At 61.2% G+C, this 410-nt stretch carries 1 protein-coding gene; it reads left to right on the forward strand.

What is annotated here, in order from left to right:
• Positions 1-136: 136 nt before the first annotated feature.
• A complete protein-coding gene (gene rpsR, locus UK12_RS33280) occupies positions 137-373 on the forward strand; it encodes a 30S ribosomal protein S18 (protein WP_030270170.1) in 237 nt (78 codons plus the stop codon).
• The last annotated feature ends 37 nt before the right edge of the window (positions 374-410 follow it).

A 410-nucleotide genomic window follows, 5' to 3' on the forward strand; every position in this document is an offset into this window, starting at 1 on the left:
CGGCTACTCGGAAGAGCCTCCGTTCTAAGCGGTGCGCGCCGGGCCCGTTCGTGAACGGTCCTTGGCATGCTGAGAGATTTCGTGCGGTCCACAGGTGCTCGACACCGGTGGAGCGTCAACCCAAATGGAGCACACGATGGCGAAGCCGCCTGCTCGCAAGCCCAAGAAGAAGGTTTGCGTCTTCTGCAAGGACAAGGTCAACTACGTTGACTACAAGGACACGAACCTGCTGCGGAAGTTCATCTCCGACCGCGGCAAGATCCGTGCCCGCCGGGTCACCGGCAACTGCACCCAGCACCAGCGTGACGTCGCCACGGCCGTGAAGAACAGCCGTGAGATGGCGCTGCTGCCCTACACCTCCACCACGCGCTAAGAGAGGGTGACCGAGTAATGAAGATCATCCTCACGCA

The organism is Saccharothrix sp. ST-888, assembly GCF_000955975.1.
GTDB lineage: Bacteria > Actinomycetota > Actinomycetes > Streptomycetales > Streptomycetaceae > Kitasatospora.

Coding starts and splice junctions, on each gene's coding strand:
- rpsR (WP_030270170.1), top strand. CDS start 137: ATGGCGAAGCCGCCTGCTCGCAAGCCCAAGAAGAAGGTTTGCGTCTTC.